The 18,857-nt window shown below is 41.0% G+C and carries 32 protein-coding genes; 1 reads left to right on the plus strand and 31 read right to left on the minus strand.

The features are described from left to right. Positions 1 to 237: 237 nt before the first annotated feature. The 31 genes from HMPREF2926_RS04155 to tgt all read right to left on the minus strand — a co-directional run bounded on the left by HMPREF2926_RS04155 (position 238) and on the right by tgt (position 17,804). Positions 238 to 1,509: a glutamate-cysteine ligase family protein gene (locus tag HMPREF2926_RS04155; RefSeq protein ID WP_070586591.1), complete on the minus strand. Its 1,272-nt coding sequence runs from the start codon at positions 1,507 to 1,509 to the stop codon at positions 238 to 240. A gap of 255 nt (positions 1,510 to 1,764) precedes the next feature. Further along, positions 1,765 to 2,151, minus strand: a complete 387-nt coding sequence (gene rplQ / locus HMPREF2926_RS04160) for a 50S ribosomal protein L17 (RefSeq protein ID WP_003002399.1) — start codon at positions 2,149 to 2,151, stop codon at positions 1,765 to 1,767. Positions 2,152 to 2,162: 11 nt separating this feature from the next. Continuing rightward, entirely contained in the window at positions 2,163 to 3,101 is a 939-nt protein-coding gene (locus HMPREF2926_RS04165; RefSeq protein ID WP_003009635.1) for a DNA-directed RNA polymerase subunit alpha, read from the minus strand. Positions 3,102 to 3,146: 45 nt separating this feature from the next. Beyond that, positions 3,147 to 3,530: a 30S ribosomal protein S11 gene (rpsK, locus tag HMPREF2926_RS04170; RefSeq protein WP_003002390.1), complete on the minus strand. Its 384-nt coding sequence runs from the start codon at positions 3,528 to 3,530 to the stop codon at positions 3,147 to 3,149. 23 nt (positions 3,531 to 3,553) lie between these two features. Next, positions 3,554 to 3,919 (minus strand): 30S ribosomal protein S13, encoded by a 366-nt coding sequence (rpsM, locus tag HMPREF2926_RS04175; RefSeq protein WP_003009631.1) that lies wholly within the window; start codon positions 3,917 to 3,919, stop codon positions 3,554 to 3,556. Positions 3,920 to 3,936: 17 nt separating this feature from the next. Beyond that, entirely contained in the window at positions 3,937 to 4,053 is a 117-nt protein-coding gene (gene rpmJ / locus HMPREF2926_RS10605; protein WP_001808836.1) for a 50S ribosomal protein L36, read from the minus strand. Positions 4,054 to 4,076: 23 nt separating this feature from the next. Then, positions 4,077 to 4,295 (minus strand): translation initiation factor IF-1, encoded by a 219-nt coding sequence (gene infA / locus HMPREF2926_RS04180; protein WP_001029883.1) that lies wholly within the window; start codon positions 4,293 to 4,295, stop codon positions 4,077 to 4,079. Positions 4,296 to 4,411: 116 nt separating this feature from the next. Further along, positions 4,412 to 5,068, minus strand: coding sequence for an adenylate kinase (locus HMPREF2926_RS04185; protein WP_003017039.1), 657 nt, complete (start codon positions 5,066 to 5,068; stop codon positions 4,412 to 4,414). A 96-nt stretch (positions 5,069 to 5,164) separates the two neighbouring features. After that, on the minus strand, positions 5,165 to 6,475 hold the full coding sequence (gene secY, locus HMPREF2926_RS04190; protein WP_061604678.1) for a preprotein translocase subunit SecY: 1,311 nt from the start codon (positions 6,473 to 6,475) through the stop codon (positions 5,165 to 5,167). A 12-nt stretch (positions 6,476 to 6,487) separates the two neighbouring features. Further along, a complete protein-coding gene (rplO, locus tag HMPREF2926_RS04195; RefSeq protein ID WP_003002405.1) occupies positions 6,488 to 6,928 on the minus strand; it encodes a 50S ribosomal protein L15 in 441 nt (146 codons plus the stop codon). A 145-nt stretch (positions 6,929 to 7,073) separates the two neighbouring features. After that, entirely contained in the window at positions 7,074 to 7,256 is a 183-nt protein-coding gene (gene rpmD, locus HMPREF2926_RS04200) for a 50S ribosomal protein L30 (protein WP_002894509.1), read from the minus strand. A 14-nt stretch (positions 7,257 to 7,270) separates the two neighbouring features. Then, entirely contained in the window at positions 7,271 to 7,765 is a 495-nt protein-coding gene (gene rpsE, locus HMPREF2926_RS04205; RefSeq protein WP_003009617.1) for a 30S ribosomal protein S5, read from the minus strand. Positions 7,766 to 7,782: 17 nt separating this feature from the next. Further along, complete coding sequence (rplR, locus tag HMPREF2926_RS04210; protein ID WP_003010871.1) at positions 7,783 to 8,139, minus strand: 50S ribosomal protein L18; 357 nt, start codon at positions 8,137 to 8,139, stop codon at positions 7,783 to 7,785. 83 nt (positions 8,140 to 8,222) lie between these two features. After that, the gene (rplF, locus tag HMPREF2926_RS04215; RefSeq protein WP_003010839.1) at positions 8,223 to 8,759 is read right to left on the minus strand and encodes a 50S ribosomal protein L6; all 537 of its coding nucleotides are present in this window, start codon (positions 8,757 to 8,759) and stop codon (positions 8,223 to 8,225) included. Between the two features lie 189 nt (positions 8,760 to 8,948). Then, entirely contained in the window at positions 8,949 to 9,347 is a 399-nt protein-coding gene (rpsH, locus tag HMPREF2926_RS04220) for a 30S ribosomal protein S8 (protein WP_003010897.1), read from the minus strand. Between the two features lie 211 nt (positions 9,348 to 9,558). Then, positions 9,559 to 9,744 (minus strand): type Z 30S ribosomal protein S14, encoded by a 186-nt coding sequence (locus tag HMPREF2926_RS04225; protein WP_001085699.1) that lies wholly within the window; start codon positions 9,742 to 9,744, stop codon positions 9,559 to 9,561. A gap of 17 nt (positions 9,745 to 9,761) precedes the next feature. Next, positions 9,762 to 10,304, minus strand: a complete 543-nt coding sequence (gene rplE, locus HMPREF2926_RS04230; protein WP_003009606.1) for a 50S ribosomal protein L5 — start codon at positions 10,302 to 10,304, stop codon at positions 9,762 to 9,764. Between the two features lie 23 nt (positions 10,305 to 10,327). Continuing rightward, positions 10,328 to 10,633, minus strand: coding sequence for a 50S ribosomal protein L24 (gene rplX, locus HMPREF2926_RS04235; RefSeq protein ID WP_003002315.1), 306 nt, complete (start codon positions 10,631 to 10,633; stop codon positions 10,328 to 10,330). Between the two features lie 73 nt (positions 10,634 to 10,706). Beyond that, positions 10,707 to 11,075, minus strand: coding sequence for a 50S ribosomal protein L14 (gene rplN / locus HMPREF2926_RS04240; RefSeq protein ID WP_003002384.1), 369 nt, complete (start codon positions 11,073 to 11,075; stop codon positions 10,707 to 10,709). A 25-nt stretch (positions 11,076 to 11,100) separates the two neighbouring features. Then, positions 11,101 to 11,361, minus strand: a complete 261-nt coding sequence (gene rpsQ, locus HMPREF2926_RS04245) for a 30S ribosomal protein S17 (RefSeq protein ID WP_003009600.1) — start codon at positions 11,359 to 11,361, stop codon at positions 11,101 to 11,103. A gap of 23 nt (positions 11,362 to 11,384) precedes the next feature. Further along, entirely contained in the window at positions 11,385 to 11,591 is a 207-nt protein-coding gene (rpmC, locus tag HMPREF2926_RS04250; protein WP_003002350.1) for a 50S ribosomal protein L29, read from the minus strand. 9 nt (positions 11,592 to 11,600) lie between these two features. After that, entirely contained in the window at positions 11,601 to 12,014 is a 414-nt protein-coding gene (gene rplP / locus HMPREF2926_RS04255) for a 50S ribosomal protein L16 (protein ID WP_000960947.1), read from the minus strand. 3 nt (positions 12,015 to 12,017) lie between these two features. Continuing rightward, a complete protein-coding gene (rpsC, locus tag HMPREF2926_RS04260; protein WP_003002336.1) occupies positions 12,018 to 12,671 on the minus strand; it encodes a 30S ribosomal protein S3 in 654 nt (217 codons plus the stop codon). A 12-nt stretch (positions 12,672 to 12,683) separates the two neighbouring features. Further along, positions 12,684 to 13,028, minus strand: coding sequence for a 50S ribosomal protein L22 (gene rplV, locus HMPREF2926_RS04265; RefSeq protein WP_000818139.1), 345 nt, complete (start codon positions 13,026 to 13,028; stop codon positions 12,684 to 12,686). An 11-nt stretch (positions 13,029 to 13,039) separates the two neighbouring features. Continuing rightward, on the minus strand, positions 13,040 to 13,321 hold the full coding sequence (gene rpsS / locus HMPREF2926_RS04270) for a 30S ribosomal protein S19 (RefSeq protein WP_000533766.1): 282 nt from the start codon (positions 13,319 to 13,321) through the stop codon (positions 13,040 to 13,042). A 96-nt stretch (positions 13,322 to 13,417) separates the two neighbouring features. Further along, on the minus strand, positions 13,418 to 14,251 hold the full coding sequence (gene rplB / locus HMPREF2926_RS04275; RefSeq protein WP_000512900.1) for a 50S ribosomal protein L2: 834 nt from the start codon (positions 14,249 to 14,251) through the stop codon (positions 13,418 to 13,420). Between the two features lie 17 nt (positions 14,252 to 14,268). Then, positions 14,269 to 14,565: a 50S ribosomal protein L23 gene (locus tag HMPREF2926_RS04280; protein WP_003009593.1), complete on the minus strand. Its 297-nt coding sequence runs from the start codon at positions 14,563 to 14,565 to the stop codon at positions 14,269 to 14,271. Continuing rightward, positions 14,565 to 15,188 (minus strand): 50S ribosomal protein L4, encoded by a 624-nt coding sequence (gene rplD / locus HMPREF2926_RS04285; RefSeq protein WP_003009591.1) that lies wholly within the window; start codon positions 15,186 to 15,188, stop codon positions 14,565 to 14,567. Before rplD ends, HMPREF2926_RS04280 begins: the two co-directional genes overlap by 1 nt. A 24-nt stretch (positions 15,189 to 15,212) precedes the next feature. Continuing rightward, complete coding sequence (rplC, locus tag HMPREF2926_RS04290; protein ID WP_003010846.1) at positions 15,213 to 15,839, minus strand: 50S ribosomal protein L3; 627 nt, start codon at positions 15,837 to 15,839, stop codon at positions 15,213 to 15,215. 81 nt (positions 15,840 to 15,920) lie between these two features. After that, entirely contained in the window at positions 15,921 to 16,229 is a 309-nt protein-coding gene (gene rpsJ, locus HMPREF2926_RS04295; protein WP_003009585.1) for a 30S ribosomal protein S10, read from the minus strand. A gap of 432 nt (positions 16,230 to 16,661) precedes the next feature. Then, entirely contained in the window at positions 16,662 to 17,804 is a 1,143-nt protein-coding gene (gene tgt / locus HMPREF2926_RS04300) for a tRNA guanosine(34) transglycosylase Tgt (RefSeq protein WP_003010858.1), read from the minus strand. A gap of 150 nt (positions 17,805 to 17,954) precedes the next feature. Here tgt and HMPREF2926_RS04305 point away from each other — a divergent pair, with 150 nt between their 5' ends. Further along, positions 17,955 to 18,824, plus strand: coding sequence for a DUF975 family protein (locus tag HMPREF2926_RS04305; RefSeq protein WP_070586592.1), 870 nt, complete (start codon positions 17,955 to 17,957; stop codon positions 18,822 to 18,824). Positions 18,825 to 18,857 lie beyond the last annotated feature (33 nt).

The raw sequence follows: 18,857 nt of genomic DNA on the forward strand, positions 1-18,857 counted from the left end.
ATTCTGTCACTGACAGATTTATTGTTTTTTATTGTTCAGTTACTACAACTTTCATTGTAGCGCCCTGCACATTGGTTCGTCTTGTTCAGTTTTCAAAGGTCTTTGTCGCTCTCGCGCGACAACTATATTAGTATATCATGACCTCACCTTACTGTCAATACTTTTTTTCAAAAAATTTTATTTTTTTGAAAGTTTTTTTGAAAGTAATAAAGAAAAGCCTGTAATAAGGCTTTTCTATTAGTCTAGTTCTTTGTTAATGATGAGAAATTTTTCTTCCCTGTAACCTCTTTTAATTAATCCTGCTTTAGCTATGTCTAGAAGATCTTTTGAAAAGGATTGGATCGCTTCTTTTTCCTTTTCACTTAGATTTTTCTTTGAATATTTCTTTCTAAGTTTTCTGTAGTCCTGTTCTTCATTTTTAAAGAATAAAGAATCCTCTAAATAGCTTTCTAGTTTTTCTAACTGTACAAATAAGCCCAACTCAAAGGCTATCGGGGCAAAGGTGGTTTCTAATGGTTGTGTACAAACACTTCTAAATTCCACAGTCCCACGAGCAGTTAGATCTTGAAATTGGTAACTTCGATGTTGTTTTAGATCTTCTTTTACAGGGTTAATGATTTTCTCATTTCCATCAGCCGTATAGGCTGTAATTTCTTTTTGATCTAGATAGTTCTCGACTCGAATTGGTTTAAAATAATAAGATTTGCCCTCTCTAGTTGCCGTAAAAATAGCCGTTCTAGCGAGATTATTAAAAAACTCTTCTTCGCTTTGGTAGTCCTTAGGATAAATTCCTACATTTTCCTTATAATAACCATGTAAGGATTCTTCCCAGAAAATATCTCTAGCAATTTTTGTATTCCAAGCTTCTGCTGAAAATTCGGAGTTAGAAAACAAATATGCTTTTGCTGCTTCAATTTTATTAAATGCATTAATGATGCGAATATAGTTATCGCGCCTTACATCCAATTGAACCTGGTTTCCGCATATAAATGCTCCGTACGAAGGATAGGAGTGTGTCTTCATCCCTGTACCATTCATTGCAAGGAAAGCCATTAACATCTTATATCGTTCGATTTTCACTGGGCTATTATCATTTTCTTGCCACAGAGGATGAATTCCTTGCCCTTGAATTTCGTGATTATTTTCTTGTAAAATCGGTTGAATGATCTTCAAATAGCCCTCAAAACGTTTGGCCACCTCTTTTATAGAACGAGCTCTCTCAAATGCAAATTCAATTGTATTGTAACTCAACTCGAATAGAATACGATCTTTAGAAGAGCAGTGAACCAATTGAATGGGATTTTGATCGTCATCTATTTTTTCAATTTCAAAATCTGATAAGTTGGATAAGGTTCGAAAAAGATTTTTCGTCACCACTATATTTGTTTTGTTTCCATTTGTTTCTACAATCGGAAACTCTAATTCAACTCCGACAAAGAGTTCCGAATCCTCTTTCATATTACTAAGGTACTTCTCTTTTAGTAATTTAATTGCTTGTTGTTTTGTCATTGAATCCTTTTTCTTCTATTGGAGATATGGGTTTCCATTATATCATTTTTTGCTATTCTCGACTACTCATGAAAAGCAAGACAAAACGCCTGCTTACGAAATTGTTTTAAATTAAAGCAATTTCGTAAACAAGCGTCTACCATTCATTCAATATGATGAGTGTTCCCGCTGGGGAAAATCCCCAGCGGTAGACCAGAGCTAGACTAAGAATAACAGTGTATTCCATCATCATAACACTCAACAAAATTGATGATATTATACCAATTCGATGATAGCCATTGGCGCAGCATCACCACGACGTGGTTCAGTTTTAAGGATACGAGTATATCCACCATTGCGCTCAGCATAACGAGGTGCTAATTCAGAGAACAATTTTTGAAGTGCAGTTGTTTCTGAGTATTTACCTGTTTCTTCATCAAAGTTTTGTGATGCAACTTCGTTACGTACGAATGCAGCAGCTTGACGACGTGCATGCAAATCACCACGTTTACCCAAAGTAATCATTTTTTCAACTGATTTACGGATTTCTTTCGCACGTGCTTCAGTTGTTACAATTGCTTCATTGATGATAAGATCTGTAGTCAAATCGCGAAGCATCGCTTTACGTTGTGAGCTAGTGCGTCCTAGTTTACGGTAAGCCATGTATTCCTCCTCTATTTATCGTTTTTTAACCCAAGGCCTAAGTCGGCAAGTTTGATTTTAACTTCTTCAAGACTCTTACGTCCCAAGTTACGAACTTTCATCATTTCTGCTTCTGATTTTTCAGTCAAATCGTAAACAGTATTAATGCCAGCACGTTTCAAACAGTTATATGAACGAACTGAAAGATCTAATTCTTCGATCGTACGTTCTAAAATGCGATCATCAGAAGTTGTATCCACTTCCTTCATAACATCTGTTGCAATAGCAATTTCAGTTAAGTTTGTGAATAGATTTAGGTGTTCTGTCAAAATACGAGCAGACAAACCTAAGGCATCTTCTGGAATGATTGTCCCATTTGTCAAAATTTCAAGGGTTAGCTTGTCAAAGCCATCGTTGCTACCAACGCGTGCTGGTTCAACTTGGTAATTGACTTTAGTCACTGGCGTATAGATTGAATCTACAGCAAGTGTTCCCACTGGTGCATCATCTTTTTTGTTTTGATCAGCTGGAACATAGCCACGTCCACTGTTTACAGTAAGCGTTGCTTTCAAAGATGCTCCTTCTCCGATTGTAAATAGATAATGATCAGGGTTTACAATTTCGATGTCACTATCAGTAAGAATATCTCCAGCAGTTACTTCTGCAGGTCCTTCTACATCAAGTTCAATAATCTTTTCGTCTTGGACGTAAGATTTAACGGCGATTCCTTTAACGTTAAGAATAATTTGCATAACGTCTTCACGGACTCCTGGAACGGTATCAAATTCGTGGAGTACACCTTCAATGTTGATTGAAGTGACAGCTGCACCTGGAAGTGAAGCCAGAAGTACACGACGAAGTGAGTTCCCAAGTGTTGTACCATAGCCACGTTCAAGTGGTTCTACGACAAACACGCCATAATCTTTGTTTTCATCAATTTTTGTTATATTTGGTTTTTCAAACTCAATCATTTGCTATACTCCCTCTTAAACGAAAAGCTGTGTAATTGTTGATGATTATACACGGCGACGTTTTGGAGGACGAGCACCATTGTGTGGTACAGGAGTTACATCGCGGATTGCAGTTACTTCAAGACCAGCAGCAGCAAGTGCACGAATAGCAGACTCACGACCTGAACCAGGACCTTTAACAGTTACTTCAACAGATTTAAGTCCGTGTTCTTGAGCAGCTTTTGCAGCAGCTTCTGATGCCATTTGAGCGGCAAATGGTGTAGATTTACGAGAACCTTTAAATCCAAGTGCACCTGCAGATGACCAAGCGATTGCGTTACCATGCACATCAGTAATCATAACAATTGTGTTGTTAAATGTAGCGTGAATATGAGCAATACCAGATTCGATATTCTTTTTCACACGACGTTTACGTGTTGGTTTAGCCAAGATTTTTACCTCCTTATTTTATTTTATTTTTTCTTACCTGCAATCGCAACAGCTTTACCTTTACGAGTGCGAGCATTGTTTTTAGTGTTTTGTCCACGAACTGGAAGTCCACGACGGTGACGGATACCACGGTATGAACCGATTTCCATCAAGCGTTTGATGTTCAAGTTTACTTCACGACGAAGGTCACCTTCAACTTTGATTGCGTCAACTTCACGACGGATAGCATCTTCTTGATCTGGTGTAAGATCGCGAACACGAATATCTTCAGAAACGCCTGCAGCAGCAAGGATTTTCTTAGATGTTGGAAGTCCGATACCGTACACATAAGTCAATGAAATTACTACACGTTTGTCATTTGGAATGTCAACTCCAGCAATACGAGCCATGTTTTCTCCTTTCTATCTTATCCTTGACGTTGTTTGTGTTTTGGATTTGCTGGGCAAATTACCATAACACGACCATTACGACGAATTACTTTACAGTATTCGCAAATTGGTTTGACCGATGGTCTTACTTTCATTTTTATCCCTCCAAGTTTTTCGATTATTTAAAGCGGTATGTGATACGTCCACGTGTCAAATCGTACGGACTCATCTCCACTGTAACACGATCTCCCGCTAAAATACGAATATAGTTTTTACGAATTTTACCAGAAACTGTTGCTAAAATCTGATGTCCATTTTCAAGTTCAACCGTAAACATAGCATTTGGCATAGTATCAACTACTTTGCCTTCTACTTCAATCACATCGTCTTTTGCCACGCAAAAGTACCTCCATAAATTTCGATTCATTCCTCTGAGCACAGAGGTAACAATTATAAGTCAGACTAACTAATTGTAACACTAGTTGTCCAATATTGCAAGCATGAAAAACGCTTTTATTTCAAATTTGACAAGACTTTTTCAATGTCTGAAAATACATCATTGATATCTTGGTTCCCTTGGATGTCATGTACGAGTCCTTTTGAACGATAAAATTCAATGATTGGTTCTCCTTGTGCAATATTGACGTCCAAACGACGTTTAACCGTTTCTGGTTTGTCATCTTCACGTTGGTAGAAATCATGACCTTGACAGTTATCACAAGTTCCTTCAACTTTTGTAGGATTAAATACTTTGTGGTAAGTTGCGCCACAAGTACGGCAGATGAAACGACCACTCAAACGCTCTAACAAGCTTTCTGGGTTAACTTCAATGTTGATAACACCTTCTAATGTGATACCAAGATCTGACAAAGTTTGATCCAAGGCATGAGCTTGTTCAATTGTACGTGGATAGCCATCCAAAAGGAAACCTGTTTCTTTAATATCATCTTGAGCAAGGCGTTCTTTCACAATTCCATTGGTTACTTCATCTGGTACCAACTCACCTTTATCAATGTATGATTTTGCAAGCACACCCATTTCAGTTTGGTTAGCCATCGCTGCGCGGAACATATCTCCAGTGGAGATATGCGCTACGTGAAACTCTTCAACGATTTTAGCTGCTTGAGTTCCTTTACCTGCTCCAGGCAACCCCATAATTAAAAGATTCATGATGAATTCTCCTTATTTTGTTTTTAAATGGAAGCAGGAACGAATTCCTATTTCCATTTAAAAACAAAATAGAAGGCTGACAAAGTCAACCTTATTCTATTCTGTTGTTGTGTCCATAAATCCGACATACTTACGTTTTAATAAGTAGCCTTCTAATTGTTTCATTCCCTCAATACCTGTTGAAATAATGATTAACAAACTAGTTCCTCCAAGAGCAACTGCATCTGTCAAACCAAATAAATCTCGAGCTAGGATTGGAATGATGGTAATAAAGCCAAGGAATACTGATCCGACGCTTGCTAAACGACGTAGCAAACGAGACATGAACTCTTCTGTTCCCTTACCAGGACGAACACCCGGAATATAGGCGCCACTCTTTTGAAGGTTTTCTGCTGTTTTTTCAGGATTGATCTGAACAAACGTGTAGAAGAAAGTGAAGAGAATGATCAATAAGGCATACATTGCCACACCAGTTGGTGTGTTTGTAGCCAACATGGCTTGAGCTGTTTTCACCCATCCTGCATTGTAACCCATAGCGCTAATCACTTGGAAAATTGCAGCAGGCGCTGCGGTAATCGAACTAGCGAAGATGACAGGAATAACTCCTGCTGGGTTTACTTTCAAAGGAAGGTAAGAACTTGATGGAGCTCCTTGTGCAATCTTTGTATATTGGACTGGAATCTTGTATTGTGCTTGCTCTACAAAGGTTGTAAAGTAAACAATAACCAAGACAGCAAGGATTAATACCCCAACAAAAATGAGGGAATTGGTCATTTGACCAGAACGAACGTTCACAAATGCATTTTCATAGATTTCTTTAATCATCTCAGGAATTGATGACACAATCCCTGCAAAGATAATCATTGAAACACCATTTCCATACCCTTTGTCTGTGATTTGCTCTCCAAGCCAAGTGACAATCATGGAACCGGTTGTCAGAATCGCACCGATTAACAGATAAGTTTTGGCATTTGGAGTAGCGACTAATTTCGCCTGAGACAAGGTGTGGAAGGTAGCTGTAATCCCGATGGATTGAACAAAGGCTAGAACCAAAGAAATATAGCGTGTCGCTTGATTGAGCTTTCTTCGACCAACTTCCCCTTGTTTGCCCCATTCAACAAACTTAGGTAACAGATCCATTTGCAAAAGTTGCACGACGATCGAAGCTGTGATGTATGGGCTAACCCCTAGAGCGAAAACTGAGAAGTTCCTCATGGCGTTCCCAGAAACCAAACTGAGCATGTTCAAGAAGGACACATCTTGAAGGTTGTTCAGAATTTTCGCATTTACACCAGGCACTGTAATCGTGGTCCCAATGCGGAAAACAAGAATGATGAAGATCGTAAATAAAATCTTCGATCGTACTTGTTTCACCTTAAATGCATCTTTTAATAATTTAAAAAACATAGGTCACCTCACTTAGATGACTTCAACTGAACCACCTTTAGCAGTGATAGCTTCTTCAGCTGATTTAGAGAATTTAGCTGCTTTAACAGTCAACTTCTTAGTCAATTCTCCGTTACCAAGAATTTTGATACCTGATTTTTCAGCTTTTACAATTCCTGATTCTACAAGTACTACTGGAGTTACTTCAGCACCATCTTCAAAGGCGTTCAATTGATCAAGGTTCACAATAGCATATTCTTTAGCGTTGATGTTTGTAAATCCACGTTTTGGAAGACGACGGAACAATGGAGTTTGTCCACCTTCAAAACCAAGACGGACACCGCCACCGCTACGAGCTTTTTGACCTTTTTGACCACGGCCAGAAGTTTTACCATTACCAGATGAAGTACCACGACCAACACGGTTGCGGACTTTACGTGAACCTGTAGCAGGTTGTAATTCATGAAGTTTCATTATTTATTTTCTCCTCTTTTGTAAATTGCTAACGCATGTAATCAGGAAAAGGTGTCCTAACTACAAACTCGCCTATACTTATATTTAGTTTTAGGGGATGAGAACCTCTCATACCCCTGAAAACTTTGTTTCTATTTTAAATAGATTATTTTACTTCTTCAACTGTTACCAAGTGAGATACAGCAGTGATCATACCACGTACTGCTGGGTTATCTTCTTTAATAACAGAGCTGTTCAATTTGCCAAGTCCAAGTGCTACAACAGTTTTACGTTGTGACGGGATGCGTCCGATTGGAGACTTAGTCAAAGTAATTTTAATTTGAGCCATTTGAATCTCCTTTCTTAAGCCAAGTCAGAAACTGAAATACCACGAAGGGCAGCAACTTCATCAGCGCGTTTCAATTGTGCCAAACCGTTAACAGTTGCACGAACAATGTTGATTGGAGTGTTTGATCCAAGTGATTTAGATGTAACATCTGCAATACCTGCCAATTCGACAACGGCACGAACTGCTCCACCTGCAGCAACCCCAGCCCCTTCGATAGCTGGTTTCAACAATACACGAGCTCCACCAAATACTGATGTTACTTCGTGTGGAATTGTTGTTCCAACCATAGGAACTTCGATCAAGTTTTTCTTAGCATCTTCAACAGCCTTACGGATTGCTTCTGGAACTTCTTGAGCTTTACCAGTACCAAATCCAACACGGCCATTACGGTCACCAACAACTACAAGAGCTGCAAAACGAAGACGACGTCCACCTTTAACAACTTTTGTTACACGGTTGATGGCAACTACGCGTTCTTCAAGTTCAACTGCATTATCTTTAAATGCCATTTTCTAGTGTCCTCCTATTAGAATTTCAATCCGTTTTCACGAGCTGCATCAGCCAAAGCTTTAACACGTCCGTGATATAGATATCCACCGCGGTCGAACACCACTTCAGAAATACCTTTAGCAACTGCACGTTCAGCAACAAGTTTGCCGACAACAACGGCTTGTTCAGTTTTAGTTCCTTTTGAAACTTCTTTGTCAAGAGTTGAAGCGCTTGCGAGCGTTACACCCGCTACGTCATCAATTACTTGAGCGTAGATGCCTGTATTAGAACGGAATACGTTCAAACGTGGGCGATCAGCAGTTCCAGAGAGTTTTCCGCGAACGCGACGGTGGCGTTTTTGACGGATTTTGTTTTTATCTGGTTTCGAAATCACAATTTTCACCTCTTAATTTTAAAATCATGTGCTAAGCACTGAGTTGGTAAGATGAAGGTTGGTTGAAAAACAACCAAGCTACATTATTTACCTGTTTTACCTTCTTTACGGCGAACGTATTCACCAACATAACGGATCCCTTTACCTTTGTATGGTTCAGGTGAACGAAGGCTACGTACATAAGCAGCTGTTTGACCAACTACTTCTTTTGAAATTCCGCTAACAACGATTGTTGTTGGGTTTGGAAGTTCAAAAGTAATTCCTTCTGGAGCTTCAACTTCGTCTGGGTGTGATTTACCAACAGCCAAAACAAGTTTTGATCCTTGAAGTTGTGCACGGTATCCAACCCCGCGCATTTCAAGTTCTTTCTTGAATCCTTCTGATACACCAGTAACCATGTTGTTCAAAAGGGCACGAGTTGTTCCGTGGATTGTTTTCATTTCTTTTGAATCGTTTGGACGGTGAAGTGTTACTTCAGTACCTTCCACACGGATTTCAATATCTTTTGAGAACGTACGAGTAAGTTCTCCTTTAGGTCCTTTTACAGTTACAACGTTGTCATTGTTAGTGATTTCAACACCAGCAGGCAACACGATAACTTTATTACCAATACGTGACATGTTTTTTATTCTCCTGTTAAATTGTCAGGCCTTTGCAGGCCAGTTTTCACGGGGTTTAAATCTTTTTGATTTAAAAGTTAATGTTTAGGTCTCAATTTCTAAGTGAATCGAGGCATTGTCTCGCAGACATAACTTTGGGTTAGGCAAGAGACAATATCGAAGAGTCACAACTAAATTGGGAGCTAAATATTACCAAACGTAAGCGATAACTTCCCCACCAACGTTCTTTTGGCGTGCTTCTTTATCAGTAAGCAAACCTTCAGAAGTTGAAAGGATAGCAATTCCAAGTCCGTTAAGAACTTTTGGAAGATCTTCACGTTTTTTGTAAACACGCAAACCTGGTTTTGATACACGTTTCAAGTTTGTGATAACTTTTTCACCGTTTTGTCCGTATTTCAAGAATACACGGATGATGCCTTGTTTGTCATCTTCGATGAATTCAACGTTTTTTACAAAACCTTCGCGTTTAAGGATTTCAGCAATCCCTTTTTTGATGTTTGATGCAGGCACTTCAAGTACTTCGTGTTTTGCTTGGTTAGCGTTACGAATACGTGTAAGGAAGTCTGCGATTGGGTCAGTCATAACCATTATAATTTCTCCTCTTACTAGTAGTTTGCAAGTTGCACTTGCTAGTTAATGATTGAGCTAGGCTCAGATAGTTTTGATACATGCAAATGAGCACTTCTCATTTGAACACGTGCTACAACCTGGGCAAAAAAGATAGATTTGACTTGGAGCAATGCTCCTGCACCAAATCTCCTATTTTTGCTGGGGTTGTTACGCTCTTTGTATCATAATATTACCAAGATGCTTTTGTGACACCTGGGATTTGACCTTTGTATGCCAATTCACGGAAGCAAACACGGCAAAGTTTAAACTTGCGGTAAACTGAGTGTGGACGTCCACAACGTTCACAGCGAGTGTATGCTTGAGTAGAGAACTTCGCTGGGCGTTTGTTCTTAGCAATCATAGATTTTTTAGCCATTAGTTTTACCTCCTATATTATTTTGCAAACGGCATACCGAGGCCAGTAAGCAATGCACGTGATTCTTCGTCTGTGTTCGCTGTAGTTACGATTACGATATCCAAACCACGAGTTTTATCAACATCATCAAAGTTGATTTCTGGGAAGATCAATTGTTCTTTCACACCAAGTGTGTAGTTTCCACGTCCATCAAATGATTTTGTTGGAACACCATGGAAGTCACGTACACGTGGAAGTGAAACTGTTACCAATTTATCCAAGAATTCGTACATACGTTCACCACGAAGGGTAACTTTTGCACCGATCGCAACACCTTCACGAAGACGGAAGCCGGCGATTGATTTTTTAGCCTTAGTGATCAATGGTTTTTGACCTGAGATCAAAGCAAGCTCTTCAGCAGCTTTTTCAAGGTTTTTAGCATTTGATACTGCATCACCAACACCCATGTTCAAAACGATTTTATCAACTTTTGGCACAGCCATAACTGATGAATAGTTGAACTGTTCAGTCAATGATGGTACAACTTCATTAAGGTATTTTTCTTTTAAACGATTAGCCATTATACTTCTCCTTTCCTTCGTGATTAGTCAAGCACTTCGCCTGATTTTTTGTTGTAGCGAACTTTTTTGCCGTCTACAAATTTGTAGCCAACACGTCCAGCAACACCGTTTTTGTCCAAAACTTGAACGTTAGAAGCATGGATTGGAGCTTCTTTTTCAACGATTGCACCTTGAGGGTTTTCGTTATTTGGACGTTGGTGTTTCTTGATGATGTTTACACCTTCTACAACAACTTTATTTACTTTTGGAAGAGCAGTAAGAACAACAGCTTCTACGCCTTTGTCTTTACCAGCGATAACGCGAACTTTGTCGCCTTTTTTTACAAACATTTTATTCTCCTTTTATTCTTACGCCCGATGGGCACCCTGGCTAGGCCAGGGGACTGTGTTTGTTTTTTATTGATTAAAGTACTTCTGGAGCAAGTGATACGATCTTCATGAATCCACCGTCACGCAATTCACGTGCAACTGGGCCAAAGATACGAGTTCCGCGAGGAGTTTTGTCGTCACGGATGATCACTGCTGCATTTTCGTCGAACTTGATGTATGAACCATCTTTACGACGAGCACCTGATTTAGTACGAACGATAACAGCTTTTACAACGTCACCTTTCTTAACCGCACCACCAGGAGTAGCTTGTTTTACAGATGCAACGATTACATCACCGATGCTCGCGAATTTACGTTTTGAACCACCAAGAACTTTGATTGTCAAGATTTCGCGTGCGCCACTGTTGTCAGCGACTTTCAAACGAGTTTCTGTTTGAATCATTTACGTTTTCTCCTTTCAGGTATGATTAGATGATGACCGCTTTTTCAACGACTTCTACAAGACGGAAGCGTTTTGTAGCTGAAAGCGGACGAGTTTCCATGATACGAACGATATCGCCTTCTTTAGCAACATTGTTTTCATCATGAGCTTTGTATTTTTTAGAATAGTTGATACGTTTACCATAGACTGGGTGGTTACGTTTAGTTTCAACTACAACTGTGATTGTTTTGTCCATTTTGTCAGACACAACGCGTCCAACAAGAACTTTACGATTATTGCGTTCCATTGAAATTCTCCTTCCCTAGTCTATTATTTAGCTTCTGATTGAACAGTTTTGATACGAGCGATTTGTTTTTTCACTTCTTTCAAACGTCCAGTTTGTTCCAATTGACCAGCAGCTGCTTGGAAACGAAGTTCAAACAATTCTTTCTTCAATTCATTTTCACGCTTCGCGAGTTCTTCTTGAGAAAGACCACGAAGTTCTTTAACAAATTCTTTTACTTCTGTAAGTTTCATGACCTCTCCTTATTCTGCTTCACGTTTCACAAATTTAGTTTTAACTGGCAATTTGTGGCTAGCAAGACGAAGTGCTTCGCGTGCGATCTCTTCAGATACACCAGCGATTTCGAACATTACTTTACCACGTTTAACTGGTGCTACCCAACCTTCAGGAGCCCCTTTACCAGATCCCATACGTACCCCGATAGCTTTAGCGGTGTATGATTTGTGTGGGAAAATCTTAATCCAAACTTTACCACCACGTTTCATGTAACGAGTCATGGCGATACGAGCAGCTTCGATTTGACGGTTTGTGATCCAGTGGCTAGTTGTAGCTTGAAGACCGTATTCACCGAATGCTACTTCTTTTCCACCTTTTGCTTCACCGCGCATTTTACCACGGAATTCGCGACGGTGTTTTACACGTTTAGGTACTAACATTGGTTATTTACCTCCTTTAGCGTCTTTACGAGCTGGAAGAACTTCACCACGGTAGATCCATACTTTAACACCAAGTTTACCGTAAGTAGTGTCTGCTTCTTCCCAAGCGTAATCGATATCAGCACGAAGTGTGTGGAGTGGAACAGTTCCTTCAGAATATCCTTCTGCACGGGCAATATCTGCACCGTTCAAACGACCTGATACTTGAGTTTTGATTCCTTTAGCTCCAGCACGCATAGCACGTTGGATCGCTTGTTTTTGTGCACGACGGAAAGCAACACGTTGTTCCAATTGACGAGCAATTCCTTCACCAACAAGGTGAGCATCCAAGTCAGGACGTTTGATCTCAATGATGTTGATGTGTACTTGTTTACCAGTCAATTTGTTAAGAGCTGCACGAAGTGCATCAACGTTTGCTCCACCTTTACCGATAACCATACCTGGTTTAGCAGTGTGAAGAGAAACGTTAACTTTGTTTACTGCGCGTTCGATTTCAATAGTTGAAACGGCTGCGTCAGCCAATTCTTTTTGAATGAATTTACGGATTGCAAGATCTTCATGAAGGTAATCCGCGTATTCTTTTTCAGCATACCATTTGGCATCCCAATCACGGATGATACCAACACGCATACCAATTGGATGTACTTTTTGACCCACGAGTTTACCTCCTTATTTTTCTGCAACAGCTACTGTGATGTGAGCTGTACGTTTGTTGATTGGTGAAGCTGAACCTTTCGCACGTGGACGGAAACGTTTCATTGTTGGTCCTTCGTTTGCGAATGCTTCAGATACTACCAAGTTAGCTTTTTCCAAACCAAAGTTGTTTTCAGCGTTTGCTACTGCTGAGTTCAACACTTTAAGGATGATCCCTGCAGCTTTGTTTGGTGTGAATGTCAAAATAGCGATGGCATCGGCTACGCTTTTACCACGGATGTTGTCAAGAACAAGACGTGATTTACGAGGTGAAACACGCACTGTACGAGCCATTGCTTTAGCTGAAGTAATTTCTGCCATTTATGTTCTCCTTATTTTCTACGTGTCTTCTTGTCGTCTGCCGCGTGACCTTTGTAAGTACGAGTTGGTGCAAATTCACCAAGCTTGTGACCTACCATGTCTTCTTGGATGTAAACAGGTACATGTTTACGTCCATCATAAACTGCGATAGTATATCCGATGAAACTTGGGAAGATCGTTGAACGACGTGACCAAGTTTTAATTACTTTTTTCTTTTCGTCGTTTGCTTGAGCTTCAACTTTTTTCATCAAATGCTCATCGACGAAAGGTCCTTTTTTAAGACTACGTCCCATTTTGTAATTTTCTCCTTTAAAATTTAGTACCACAGCGGCTTGCGCTGCTAGGCAGCGCTACCGAGCTGGCGGAAAGTGTAAGCTAGTTGCTTATGATTATTTTTGGTTGCGACGACGAACGATAAGTTTGTCAGATTTCGCTTTCTTGTTACGAGTTTTAAGACCAAGCGCAGGTTTACCCCAAGGAGTAGATGGCGCTTTACGTCCAACTGGTGCTTTACCTTCACCACCACCGTGTGGGTGATCATTCGGGTTCATTACAGAACCACGAACTGTAGGGCGAACACCTTTCCAGCGGTTACGTCCCGCTTTACCAAGGTTAACAAGTCCATGTTGTTCGTTTCCGACAACACCAACTGTAGCACGGCAAGTTCCAAGAATCATACGAACTTCGCCTGATTGAAGACGAACAAGTACATATTTACCTTCAGAACCCAATACTTGAGCAGAAGCTCCAGCAGCACGTACCAATTCTCCACCTTTACCAGGTTTCAATTCGATGTTGTGGATCAAAGTACCAACTGGGATGTTAGCAAGTGGAAGAGCGTTTCCGACTTTGATATCTGCTTCTGGTCCTGATACGATGCGTTGACCTACTTCAAGACCTTTAGGGGCAATGATGTAAGCTTTCACACCGTCAGTGTAGTGTACAAGCGCGATGTTAGCTGAGCGGTTTGGATCGTATTCGATCGTTTTAACGACTGCTTCAACTCCATCTTTGTTACGTTTGAAATCGATCAAACGGTAATGACGTTTGTGTCCACCACCTTGGTGACGAACAGTGATACGACCGTTATTGTTACGACCTGCTTTGTTTTTAAGAGAAACAAGCAAAGTTTTCTCAGGTGTGTTTGTTGTGATTTCAGCGAAATCCAAAGAAGTCATATTACGGCGACCGTTTGTTGTTGGTTTATAAACACGAATTCCCACGATATTTCCTCCTTAGATTATTCAGCTTCAGTAGCAAACAACTCGATTGCTTTAGAATCAGCTGCAAGCGTGATGATAGCTTTTTTAGTTTTTGAAGTAAAACCAGTGTAACGTCCAACGCGTTTTGCTTTAGGTTTTACGTTTACAGTGTTCACATTCGCAACTTTTACACCTTCAAACGCAGCTTCAACAGCTTGTTTGATCAAAAGTTTGTGAGCGCGAGTGTCAACTTCGAATACATATTTGCCTGCTTCAAGTTGAGCCATTGACTTTTCAGTGATAACAGGTTTTTTGATAACATCATACAAATTCATTATGCAAGAACCTCCTCGATTTTAGAGATAGCTGCTTGAGTAACAAGAAGTTTGTCACTATTTGCGATGTCAAGAACACTTGCAGTTGTAGCAGTCGCAACTTTCACGTTTGGAAGGTTACGAGCTGAAAGAGCTGCGAATTCATTTCCTTCTTCAAGAATAACAAGGACTTTAGAATCGATGCTCAAAGCTGCAAGAACTTTTGCAAATTCAGCAGTTTTTGGAGCTGTAAATTCAAGAGAATCAACGGCTACAAATTTGTTTTCAGCAACTTTTTCTGAGTAAACAGATTTAAGTGCAAGGCGACGAACTTTTTGAGGAAGTTTGTACGCATAGCTACGTGGAGTTGGTCCGAAGACAATTCCACCACCACGCCATTGTGGAGAGCGGATAGAACCTTGACGAGCACGTCCAGTTCCTTTTTGACGCCATGGTTTGCGTCCGCCACCTGAAACGGCTGAACGGTTTTTAACTGCGTGAGTTCCTTGACGAAGGCTAGCACGTTGGCTGATGATCACATCAAATACAACTGCTTGGTTTGGTTCGATACCAAAGATCGCATCGTTAAGAACAACTTCGCCCGCTTGTTTACCAGTTTGGTCGAATAATGTTACATTTGCCATTTTGACTGTATTCCCCTTTCCTTATTATTTACCAGCTTTAACTGCTGACTTGATAGTGATAAGAGATTTCTTAGCACCTGGTACGTTACCTTTGATAAGGATAACGTTCTTTTCTGGAACAACTTGTACAACTTCAAGGTTTTGAATAGTTACACGATCGCCACCCATGCGTCCTGCAAGGTTTTTACCTTTGAATACGCGGTTAGGTGCAACAGGTCCCATAGAACCTGGACGACGGTGGTAACGAGAACCGTGAGCCATAGGTCCACGTGATTGTCCGTGGCGTTTGATAACACCTTGGAAACCTTTACCTTTAGAAGTACCAGTTACATCAACAATGTCTCCAGCTTCGAAAGTGTCAACTGTGATTTCAGCACCAACTTCCAAGCCTTCAACGTTTTTGAATTCACGAATGAAGCGCTTAGGAGCCGTGTTAGCTTTTGCTACATGTCCTTTAGCAGGTTTGTTGCTCAATACTTCGCGTTTGTCATCGAAACCAACTTGGATAGCGTTGTAACCATCTGTTTCAACAGTTTTAACTTGAAGAACAACGTTTGGAGTTGCTTCGATAACTGTTACAGGGATCAATTCGCCAGCTTCAGTGAAGATTTGAGTCATTCCCACTTTTTTCCCTAAGATTCCTTTTGTCATGAGAAAATAGTTCCTTTTCTATAGTTTTTTATTCAAAAAGTTTTTAACGAGCGTTTTTTATGCTCTGGATCAAGCTTTAAATTAAAGTTTGATTTCTACGTTTACACCACTCGGAAGATCCAATTTCATCAAAGCGTCAACTGTTTTTTGAGTTGGGTTGATGATGTCGATCAAACGTTTGTGTGTACGCATTTCAAATTGTTCGCGAGAATCTTTGTATTTGTGAGTCGCACGAATGATTGTGTAGAGGCTACGCTCAGTTGGAAGTGGGATTGGACCCGCAACTTGTGCACCTGTACGAGTAGCTGATTCTACGATTTTTGCAGCCGCTGTGTCGAGTGTACGGTGTTCGTACGCTTTCAAACGGATGCGGATTTTTTTGTTTGCCATCTTTTTCTCCTTTTCGTCTATTTAAGATAATAGGCTAGCTCCACAAGAAAACCGACGCGCGTTGCGTGGCAATGCAACCGAGCGTGTCGCAACCTCTTGCATCAAAGCTAATAGCTGTTTTTCACAGCACCATAGTAGTTTAACACAAACAAAGGCCCAATGCAAGGGATTTGAGAAGATTTTTTCCGTTTTTTTGATGAAAGTGTTTTCGAAAGAAAAAGCGTGCTTAAAAAGTTGCTATTATATAGGAAAAAGGGAGCAAGACAGAACAAATTTATATCCAATTTGTTCGTCGTCTCGCCCCCGCACAGTTGATTAGGTTATCTTTGGAGCTTAACAAGCGAACAAAGATACCAATCAACCACTGCGTCTAGCAGTTATTCCTATTATTCTCAGATGGCTGTAGTCTTTTTTCTTCCTATTTATCTATTTCTAGAAATTCCGTCCTGATTTGTTATAGCCATATTTTTCGACGAAATGCTCACGGAATTCTAAGAGATTGTCATCCATGATGGCTTGACGGACCTGCTTCATGAGGTTGATCAAGAAATAGAGGTTGTGGTAGCTTGTCAAGCGAATGCCGAAGGTCTCATCTGCCTTGAGGAGGTGGCGAAGGTAAGCTCGGGTATAGTTCTTACAAGTGTAGCAATCACATTCGGGATCTAGCGGTGTAAAGTCTTCTGCAAATTGCGCATTTTTCACTACCAGGCGTCCTTGGCTAGTCATACAGGTACCATTTCGCGCAATCCGCGTCGGCAAGACACAGTCAAACATGTCCACTCCACGAATAACGCCATCGATCAGACTGTCTGGAGCTCCTACTCCCATGAGATAGCGTGGCTTGTTTTCTGGTAAGAGCGGAGTAGTGAAATCAAGCACGGCATTCATCTCTTCATGGCTTTCCCCAACAGCTAAGCCACCGATGGAATAGCCTGGGAAGTCCATGCTGACTAAATCTTGAGCAGACTGACGGCGCAAGTCTTCAAATCCAGCCCCTTGGACAATCCCGAAAAGACCTTGATCATGAGGGCGACGGTGAGCCTTTAGGCCACGTTCTGCCCAACGACTGGTCCGTTCGATTGATTTTTTCACATAATCATAGGGCTGATAGAACTGAGGGCATTCATCAAAGGACATCATGATGTCGCTTCCTAGATTGTTTTGGATGGAGATGGCCTTTTCTGGTGAGAGGAACATCTTCGAGCCGTTGAGGTGATTTTTAAAAGTTACCCCTTCTTCGGTGATGTTGCGGGTATCCGCTAATGAATAGACCTGGAAGCCTCCACTATCTGTCAAAATGGGCTGGTCCCAGTTCATGAACTGGTGCAGTCCTCCTGCTTTTGCGACCAAGTCGTCCCCCGGACGAAGCCAGAGATGGTAGGTGTTGGCCAAGATAATTCCGGAACCCATTTCCTTGAGTTCTTCTGGCGATTGGGTCTTAACGGTTGCCTGAGTCCCTACAGGCATAAACATTGGGGTCGGGAAGGTCCCGTGAGGGGTGATAATTTCTCCCAGACGAGCACCTGTATGCTTTTCTTTTTTGATCAATCGATATTGAATCGGTGAATCTGTCATGGTTACCTCCGTACTGGGAAAAACAGTCCCAGCCTTCTTATTCCTGTCACAGTTTTCCTGTGAGCACCTGTACGATTGTACCAAATTTTACCGGCTCTGTCACGGACTTATGTTATAATAAAAAGTACTACTATGAAGAGAGTGTCATCTATGAACCTTAAATTGATTCGCCTCCGGGCACGTACCATGCAAGTCCAGCAACCGGGCTTAGCTATCCTTTTTGCTCTTCCGGTCCTGTTGACCATTCTTGCTAACTTCCTCTTAAGTGGGCAAGATCTGGTCGATCTACTACCGGACATGACCTTGCAGCAAGCAAGTATCTACATGATCCAGCGGCAGCTCTTTCCTTCTGTCGTCTCCTTTGTCATCTCCATTTTAGTGGTCGGTGCGACTTTTAGCTATTTAGATACGATTAATCCCAAGATCGAACACCGAACACGTGTCTTAGATATCTTTAAACAAGATCGCTTTACCTCTGTATTTGCCACCTTGATCTTGAAGCAAGTCGTCCTCTTTTCATGGGGACTCATCCTCTATGCGGGTAGTCTCATCAGCACCTACGCCAGCATTCGATTTTTGGCGATCTACGATAAGGTGAGCAACCCTAGCACTCTGAGTGCTTCCAGTCCTGAATTTCAATCTCTCATGCAACAAATGCCTCTGATGACTGCTGGCGTCGTACTTGGCCTGATCGGCCTCCTCTTTTACCTGCCACAATACTACAGTCTCAGCTTGGTCGAATTGATCCTCTACGAGCAATTACGAGACGGCGACTACAAGGGAGCCTTTGGAGTCCTTCGCCAAAGTCGTGAAACTATGAAAGGGTTCCGCAGCAATCGCTTGGTGCTCGATCTAACCTTGATTGGTTGGTACTTCTTGAATTACTTCACGCGCGATGTCATCGGCTTTTATACCATGCCTTACTTTATCAACTGCCAAATTGCATTTTATGATCAAATCAAGCAGATTAAACAAGGGCCGCGACATTTCACAGGCCATCCAAGCCATGAAACTGAATAAGAGTAAGAAGAGGCTGGGACAAAAGTCCTAGCC

It is taken from the genome of Streptococcus sp. HMSC078D09, from assembly GCF_001813675.1.
Taxonomy (GTDB): Bacteria; Bacillota; Bacilli; order Lactobacillales; family Streptococcaceae; genus Streptococcus.

Coding starts and splice junctions, on each gene's coding strand:
- rplQ (WP_003002399.1), bottom strand. CDS start 2,151: ATGGCTTACCGTAAACTAGGACGCACTAGCTCACAACGTAAAGCGATG.
- rplE (WP_003009606.1), bottom strand. CDS start 10,304: ATGGCTAATCGTTTAAAAGAAAAATACCTTAATGAAGTTGTACCATCA.
- rplO (WP_003002405.1), bottom strand. CDS start 6,928: ATGAAACTTCATGAATTACAACCTGCTACAGGTTCACGTAAAGTCCGC.
- rplC (WP_003010846.1), bottom strand. CDS start 15,839: ATGACAAAAGGAATCTTAGGGAAAAAAGTGGGAATGACTCAAATCTTC.
- rplV (WP_000818139.1), bottom strand. CDS start 13,028: ATGGCAGAAATTACTTCAGCTAAAGCAATGGCTCGTACAGTGCGTGTT.
- rplF (WP_003010839.1), bottom strand. CDS start 8,759: ATGTCACGTATTGGTAATAAAGTTATCGTGTTGCCTGCTGGTGTTGAA.
- rpmC (WP_003002350.1), bottom strand. CDS start 11,591: ATGAAACTTACAGAAGTAAAAGAATTTGTTAAAGAACTTCGTGGTCTT.
- rpsQ (WP_003009600.1), bottom strand. CDS start 11,361: ATGGAACGCAATAATCGTAAAGTTCTTGTTGGACGCGTTGTGTCTGAC.
- HMPREF2926_RS04305 (WP_070586592.1), top strand. CDS start 17,955: ATGAACCTTAAATTGATTCGCCTCCGGGCACGTACCATGCAAGTCCAG.
- rpmJ (WP_001808836.1), bottom strand. CDS start 4,053: ATGAAAGTAAGACCATCGGTCAAACCAATTTGCGAATACTGTAAAGTA.
- HMPREF2926_RS04165 (WP_003009635.1), bottom strand. CDS start 3,101: ATGATTGAGTTTGAAAAACCAAATATAACAAAAATTGATGAAAACAAA.
- rpsS (WP_000533766.1), bottom strand. CDS start 13,321: ATGGGACGTAGTCTTAAAAAAGGACCTTTCGTCGATGAGCATTTGATG.
- rpmD (WP_002894509.1), bottom strand. CDS start 7,256: ATGGCTCAAATTAAAATTACTTTGACTAAGTCTCCAATCGGACGCATC.
- rpsM (WP_003009631.1), bottom strand. CDS start 3,919: ATGGCTCGTATTGCTGGAGTTGACATTCCAAATGACAAACGTGTAGTA.
- secY (WP_061604678.1), bottom strand. CDS start 6,475: ATGTTTTTTAAATTATTAAAAGATGCATTTAAGGTGAAACAAGTACGA.
- tgt (WP_003010858.1), bottom strand. CDS start 17,804: ATGACAGATTCACCGATTCAATATCGATTGATCAAAAAAGAAAAGCAT.
- rplX (WP_003002315.1), bottom strand. CDS start 10,633: ATGTTTGTAAAAAAAGGCGACAAAGTTCGCGTTATCGCTGGTAAAGAC.
- rplN (WP_003002384.1), bottom strand. CDS start 11,075: ATGATTCAAACAGAAACTCGTTTGAAAGTCGCTGACAACAGTGGCGCA.
- HMPREF2926_RS04225 (WP_001085699.1), bottom strand. CDS start 9,744: ATGGCTAAAAAATCTATGATTGCTAAGAACAAACGCCCAGCGAAGTTC.
- rpsJ (WP_003009585.1), bottom strand. CDS start 16,229: ATGGCAAACAAAAAAATCCGCATCCGTTTGAAAGCGTACGAACACCGT.
- HMPREF2926_RS04185 (WP_003017039.1), bottom strand. CDS start 5,068: ATGAATCTTTTAATTATGGGGTTGCCTGGAGCAGGTAAAGGAACTCAA.
- rpsH (WP_003010897.1), bottom strand. CDS start 9,347: ATGGTTATGACTGACCCAATCGCAGACTTCCTTACACGTATTCGTAAC.
- rplP (WP_000960947.1), bottom strand. CDS start 12,014: ATGTTAGTACCTAAACGTGTAAAACACCGTCGCGAATTCCGTGGTAAA.
- rplD (WP_003009591.1), bottom strand. CDS start 15,188: ATGGCAAATGTAACATTATTCGACCAAACTGGTAAACAAGCGGGCGAA.
- HMPREF2926_RS04280 (WP_003009593.1), bottom strand. CDS start 14,565: ATGAATTTGTATGATGTTATCAAAAAACCTGTTATCACTGAAAAGTCA.
- HMPREF2926_RS04155 (WP_070586591.1), bottom strand. CDS start 1,509: ATGACAAAACAACAAGCAATTAAATTACTAAAAGAGAAGTACCTTAGT.
- rpsE (WP_003009617.1), bottom strand. CDS start 7,765: ATGGCATTTAAAGATAATGCAGTTGAACTTGAAGAACGCGTAGTTGCC.